The sequence below is a fragment of the Longibacter salinarum genome (assembly GCF_002554795.1).
Taxonomy (GTDB): Bacteria; Bacteroidota; Rhodothermia; order Rhodothermales; family Salinibacteraceae; genus Longibacter; species Longibacter salinarum.
On the sequence record NZ_PDEQ01000008.1, the window covers coordinates 181510 to 187939 of the forward strand.

Genomic DNA, 6430 nt, shown 5'->3' on the forward strand with positions numbered 1-6430 from the left:
ATGCGACTTCTCTCCATCCTCACGACGGCGGGTGCGCTCTGCTTTGGCCTTCTCTGGTCGAGCGCGCCCGCCGCGCCTGCTTCTTCCTCCTCGCCCTTTCGTTCATCGACCTCCGTAGATACGGTCGAAACGAAGCGGCTCCGACTGCTGATGGTGGGACTCGCACAGGACATGGACCGGATCAGCACCGGCCTCTGGCATGAGGATTACGACCTGATGCAACAGGGTGCTGCAGCCATCGCCCGCCACCCGAAGATCCCGCCCGAGCAGATGAAGAAGATCAAGGCGGCGCTCGAGAACGAGTTTCAGGCGTTCGTCCAGTACGACAAGACCGTGCACAAGACCGCAGCCGAGCTTGCTGAAGCGGCGTCGAACGAGAATCTGTCGCGTGTTCTCGACGCCCATACACGTCTCCGGAACGGATGCATGGGATGTCATACTGCGTATCGCGACCGTCTCCGGCCCGTGCTCACCCCCTGACCTGAGTCGACGGATTTGACGCAGCCGCCCCCACGACCAACACCCTTCGCCCCCATGGCCACAACCAAACGCGACGCAATCATCGAGGCCGCGCTGGCGCTCTTTGCCGAAAAGGGCGTGGACGCCACCTCGACGCGTGAGATTACCGAGCGCGCGGACACCGCCGAAGGAACACTCTACCGGCACTTTGACGGAAAGGACGATCTGGTGCGCTCTCTCTTTGAGGAGAACACCTCGCTCTTTCACGACGTGCTCGCCCGCTCTGCGAAGACCGAGACGGAGCCCCGTGAACAACTGAAAGCGATGGTTCGGGGCATCTTTGACTTTGCGGAACAGTACCCGGCGGCCTTCGCCTACCTGCTTTCCGTTCATGAGGGCGTCCTCAACCGCGTCGACACAAGCCACGAGCCGCTGCCCATGCAACTGTTCACCAGGACGCTGCGGGCGGGGACCACGTCCGGCGTCTTTCGCGACGTCCCGCCGGTGCTCGCCACCGGATGGATCGTGGGCCTGGCTCAGCGTGCGATTGTCCTGCAGCGATCCGATCTGCTATCCGCTTCACGGGAAGACGTCACCGCCCAGACCGTCGACGCTACCCTCCGGCTCGTCGAAACGACACGGTAGAACTGCACCGCCCCCAAATCGGACGGTCTATTTCCCGATGCAGAAGCGGGAAAAGATCTGCCCCAGCACGTCCTCGTTCGTGATTGTGCCGAGGATCGACCCCAGTTCGTGAAGTGCCTGCCGGAGGTCCAGCGTAAGCAGATCACCGGACACACCGGCGTCGAGCGCGTTTCGCGCGTTCTGAATGGCCTCTCGCGCACTCTGCAGGTGGCTGCGGTGACGCTGATTGGTGACGATGAGGCTGGCGTCTGCCCGGCTCAATTGGTCGGCGACTGTTTCGGCCAGCCGGTCGCGTAGCGGTTCAAGCGCGTCGACATCGCGGCGGGCGGCATCGGCAGACAGGTACAGCACGTCGTCGACAACCTCGGCGGCCCGCGCGGGTTGTCCGTCGCCGCTCGGCGTCTCCACAAGATCGACCTTGTTGCCGACCACGATCGTTTCGACTGCATGGCTCTCGTCCGCTACGTCGCGTAGAAACGCCTGCTCTTCAGCGTCTAACCCTTCCTGCAGGTCATACACGTATATGAGCACGTCCGCCTGCTCGATGGACCGCTCCGCCCGCCGGACGCCCTCCGCCTCGATCTGATCCGTCGTGTCGCGAAGCCCTGCGGTGTCGACGAAGCGGAAGAGCACGCCGTCGATTTCCACCTCCGCCTCGATCTCATCACGCGTCGTGCCCGGCGTCGCGCTGACGATCGCCCGATCCCGCCCAACCAACGCGTTGAGCAGCGTCGATTTGCCCGCGTTGGGTCGTCCGCCAATGACGACGCGAACGCCATCTTTCAGCGTCTCCCCTGTGTCGGCCGTTGCGAGAAGCGTATCGAGAAGGGAGGCAGCGCGACCGAGCAGTTCCTCCAGCCGCTCCCGGTCGGCAAACTCGACATCTTCTTCTGTAAAGTCGATCTCCAGTTCCATGAGCCCGCAGAGGTCAAGCAACTCCTCGCGGAGTTCGTTCAGCTGCTCCGAATAGCGCCCCTGCAGGTGCTGAAGCGAGACCTGATGCGCCCGCGTGGACGAGGCGTGGATAAGATCCGCGACGGCTTCAGCCTGCGCGAGATCCAGCTTCCCGTTGAGGAATCCGCGCTGAGTGAACTCGCCCGGTTCCGCCATGCGCGCGCCGTGCGCGAGGAGCGTCTGCAGCACCAGCTTCGGCGCCAGATCGCCACCGTGGCACGACACCTCCGCGACATTCTCGCCCGTGGCCGAGCGGGGCGCGCGAAAGATCGTGACCACGACCTGGTCGACATCCTCCCCGTCGGCGTCGACGATGTATCCGACGTGCGCCGTGTGCGACTCCGCCTCCGCCAGGTCGGCGCCGCGAAAGCACTGATCCACCACGGAGATCGCGTCGGGCCCGGATGTGCGGATGATGGCCAGGGCGGCGCGTCCGCGGGCGGTCGCCTGCGCTGCGATCGTGTCAGTCGTGGCGGTGGTCATTCTGGCGGTGTTCTTTAGAGCGTTGCTGCCTCAGTCCTGCTGTATGATGCTATCGAACGTACGTCTCTGGTCTGGCTTACGTTCTTTTGGATGAGCCGTTGAGGCGTTGCTGGTTTTCCGTCCGGTTGGTGCCGGTTTTTTGCTTGACCAAAAAACCGGCGTAAAAAAGTCAAGGCCTGCCGAAGATCGGCTGACGGGCCCGTCCACTTCGCTGAAATTCTTCAAACTCAACCTCTCTGTAGGCCTTCGATTCGAAATTAGGCGTATCGCTTCGAGGTTTCAGACAAGAAGAATTTCCCCGCCGATGCGAGTCGCCAATCCGCGGCCCGTGGAAGTGATGGGACGCTCCGCTTCCAGGCCCCTCGCTTCGCCGATCTTCGCAAGGGCCGAAACTGCGCATAGTCGGGTATCGCTCTTCCTGAAAGTTCGGGACATTCCCCCGGCCTTCCGCAGTTCGTCGTCTTGAGCGCAGAGACGAAGCCACGACTCGAACGAATCTCTGTCTGAGCCCACTTAGTGGGCGAGTTTAGATTCGTTGAGTGGCGAAGGCGGAGCGCTAGACGAAGTGCGGACCGCCGGTCGCTTTTTTTGCGTCTCGTTTTTTTGGTGACCCAAAAAAATGAGACAATAGGAGTATGACAAAAAGCCCGGATCAGCGATCCGCCGACCCGGGCCCAAGACAACCAGAACAATCCAGAAGACTTACTTCTGCTGCTCGCGGGCTTCTTCGGCGGCGTCCATCAGGCGACCGAGGAAGCCTTTGCTCTTGCCGTTCTTACTGGCATCGACGACGTCATCTTCCTGCTCAAGCTGGTAGTTGATCCACTTCTGCTGCGCGGCGGTGACCACGTTGTAGAACAGGTAGTAGAGGCTCAGCGCCGAGGCGAACTGGTTGAAGATGAAGAAGATGAAGATTGGCATGCCGTACATCAGCATCTTCGCCTGACCGCCGGCGCTTCCCGGCGTCGACTGCAGGCGCATCGTGACAACCATCGACAGTCCCATCAGCAGCGTAAAGCCGGCCAGGTAGTCGCCGAGGAACGGCACATCGAACGGCAGCATGATGATCTTATCCGGCGCCGAGAGGTCGGCCGCCCAGAGGAAGCTCTGCTGCCGCAGCTGAATAGACTGCGGGATAAACTGGTACAGCGCAATAATAATCGGGTACTGGAGGACCATCGGCAGACAGCCCCCGAGCGGGTTCACCCCGGTCTCGCGGTAAAGATTCATCATCTCCTCCTGCTGCTTCTGCGGGTCGTCGCCATACTTCTCCTTCAGCTCTTCCATCCGCGGCTGAAGCTCGCGCATTTGCGCCATCGAGCGATACGACTTCTTCGTCAGCGGATACACCAGCATCTTGACGAATACGGCCATCAGGATCACCACGATGCCGTACGGCAGGTAGCCGCCGAGGTACGTCAGCATCGGGATGAAGAGGAACTTGGCGAGCGGACGCGTCATCCACTCGAAGAAGTCCCAGCCGTAGTCGACCATCTCGTACAAACCACGGTCGTAATCGACCAGCTGGTAGTAGTAGAGCGGTCCGGTGTAGAAGTGGAACGTGTCGGTGTCGCGCCGCGCAGACAGGGGCGACATCTGCATCCGGCCGCTGAGCACCTTCGAATCGAGGGCCGCTTCGGACTCCCCGCTCAGACGATCGCCGACGATCTCGGCGCCGCGGACGTTCTCCGGATTATCCGGCATGATGGCCGCTGTGAAGTACTTGTTTTTCACGGCCATCCACGAGACGCCGCCGGAGATCTGCTTCTCCGCATGCTGGTCATCTCCCTCCAGACGAACCGACCACAGTTCCTCGTCCGCCCCCATCGCGAAGACGCCCGAGCTGGTAAGCTCATTCTGTGTGCCTCCTTCCGTCAGCGGGAGACCGCCATCCCATACGAGCTCGTAGCCGTCATTGCTGGCGAAGGCCGTGGCGTTCACTTGCTGGACATCGAGCCCGAGGTCGTAGGAGTCCGGCTGAAAGGTGAACGTCTGCCGGAGCGTCCCTTCCCCTAAGGCCGCTTCAAATGTCAGGCTTCGAGCCTCATCCGTGATGCGAAGAGTATCGGACTCCACATCGCTTGAGAAGAACAGATCGCGCGTGTCGACCCGGCGGTTCGATGGCGTGGTAAACAGAATCGCCGTCGCTCCCCGTTCGCTGGTCGAGGCATCGACGAGTTGAACGGGCGTCTCCTGGTCGAAATTCTTGTACTCCTTGAAGGTCAGCTGCTCCAGCGTTCCGCCCTTCGTGGAGAAGCGGGCCGTGTAGAGGTCCGTCTCCACGACGATGATGCGCTCCGTTCCGGTGCGCGCGGCGGCTGTAACCGCATCGTCCGGAATCGAGGGTTGCTGCGATTCGGCAGACGTGTCGGCGGCTGCCGTCGCCTCCCCTGCAGCGTCGCCGGTCGTGTCCTGCCCGGACGGGGCGGGCTCAGCGGCTGTATCTGCTGTGGCAGAAGGCTGGGACGCCGTCTGCGCGGTCGTGTCAGAGGCGGTCGGCTGAGATTGCTCGGGCGGCTGTGGGCCGAACCAGAACGTCCAACCGAACATGATCAGCGCAAACAGGACCGTAGCGATGATCAGGTTCCGCTGGTCCTCAGACGAGGGAGTGTTGCGGAGCGAGCGGGGCACAGGCGTGCAGACGGGTTAATGGAACGGGAGGCCGTACGCAAAGGCCGTCGCAACCGATGAATTGGGTCGACGACAGCACGTGCGGGGATTATGCGGGGTCCGCGGCCGGGGGCGGAGGGGACGAGAGGCGATCGGCCAGGCGTTGCATGGCGCGGGGAAGGTCACGCGAGATGGCATCAGCGCGATTGGGGTCTCCCCGAAAGAGTGCCATCACCAGCAGGACATCGGGGCGTCGCACGAAGAGGTCTACCAGAAGGTGCTGGTGGACCCGGTAGACCTCTCTCAGCAGGCGCCGGACGCGGTTTCGTTCCACGCCGGGAGAGACGCGGCGTCCGGGCGCAAATCCAATCTGTATGGGCACGTCGTATCCGACTTCGTCCGTGGACGCCGTCCGGTACAGTAACCGGATGGATCCCACGGCCACGGTCTGCACGTCGTCGCGGCTGCGGTCGAAGAGGGACCGGATCAGTCGCTTGCGCTTCAGGCGGTGCGTGCGCGGAAACGTGAGGCGCGGCGAAGCGTCGGAATCGTCAGCCACGTGCCAGGGCTCATTAGGAAGCGGATGCTACACAGGCTTGCCGCTGTCCTTGTCGCTGACCGTCAGGTTCTTGCGGCCTTTCTTGCGGCGACGCTTGAGGATCTCACGACCGCTTTTCGTTTTCATGCGGGCGCGGAAGCCGTGCTTGTTCTTCCGCTTCTTCTTACTGGGTTGGTACGTACGCTTAGGCATGGCGCTCAGTCTGTTGCTCGGCGAGAAAACTCTGATTCGGTATAACGACGCGTGCGGGGAGTTGTTTTGCCCAGAACACGCGAAGACGCTGTCAAATCAGCACGATAACCTACGAACCGGAGCGCAGAAAGCAAGCCAGAGGCCTCACCTTAACAGAAAATCGGCGGGGCTGGACGTTTGAAAGTGTGAATGTGTTGACGTGTTAACGTGTCGGAGGACAGCCTTTGGCCACCCAAAGGGCCAGACCTTCCAGTGGTCGGTCCTTGCTGCGTTCGCAACACGAGGCGTCCTCGATTTCGCGCACCGAGTCTACATCGCCCGTGCCAAAGGATCACCTTCAGGCGTGCGAATAAAAACGAACGACCGCGTTTACTTTGTTGCGATCCATCCGCCAAACAGGTTATGGAGCAACTGTCTTAAAGATCAAGAGGTGAGGCCGTGATAATCTGGATTCCACGGCTCTTGTTCGCGCATGATGGCATTGAGCCAGACGAGCAGTTTGCGCATGCAGGCGACGAGGGCGACCTT

The 6430-nt window shown here is 61.6% G+C and carries 6 protein-coding genes and 1 pseudogene; 2 read left to right on the top strand and 5 right to left on the bottom strand.

The window, feature by feature from the left end; genetic code table 11:
- Together CRI94_RS15090 and CRI94_RS15095 are read left to right on the top strand one after the other, a co-directional pair.
- A complete protein-coding gene (locus tag CRI94_RS15090; protein WP_098077662.1) occupies positions 1-480 on the top strand; it encodes a cytochrome c in 480 nt (159 codons plus the stop codon).
- Between the two features lie 54 nt (positions 481-534).
- Complete coding sequence (locus CRI94_RS15095) at positions 535-1104, top strand: TetR/AcrR family transcriptional regulator (RefSeq protein WP_098077665.1); 570 nt, start codon at positions 535-537, stop codon at positions 1102-1104.
- Positions 1105-1131: 27 nt separating this feature from the next.
- On the opposite strand, the gene mnmE is transcribed toward CRI94_RS15095, so the two are convergent.
- The 5 genes and pseudogenes from mnmE to CRI94_RS18105 form a co-directional block, all read right to left on the bottom strand.
- Positions 1132-2541 (bottom strand): tRNA uridine-5-carboxymethylaminomethyl(34) synthesis GTPase MnmE, encoded by a 1410-nt coding sequence (mnmE, locus tag CRI94_RS15100; protein WP_098077668.1) that lies wholly within the window; start codon positions 2539-2541, stop codon positions 1132-1134.
- A gap of 702 nt (positions 2542-3243) precedes the next feature.
- Positions 3244-5172: a membrane protein insertase YidC gene (gene yidC / locus CRI94_RS15110; protein WP_098077674.1), complete on the bottom strand. Its 1929-nt coding sequence runs from the start codon at positions 5170-5172 to the stop codon at positions 3244-3246.
- Positions 5173-5260: 88 nt separating this feature from the next.
- On the bottom strand, positions 5261-5710 hold the full coding sequence (locus CRI94_RS15115) for a ribonuclease P protein component (RefSeq protein WP_098077677.1): 450 nt from the start codon (positions 5708-5710) through the stop codon (positions 5261-5263).
- A gap of 27 nt (positions 5711-5737) precedes the next feature.
- A complete protein-coding gene (gene rpmH / locus CRI94_RS15120) occupies positions 5738-5902 on the bottom strand; it encodes a 50S ribosomal protein L34 (RefSeq protein ID WP_098077680.1) in 165 nt (54 codons plus the stop codon).
- Positions 5903-6325: 423 nt separating this feature from the next.
- A pseudogene (locus tag CRI94_RS18105) lies at positions 6326-6430 on the bottom strand (IS110 family transposase); the annotation flags it as partial.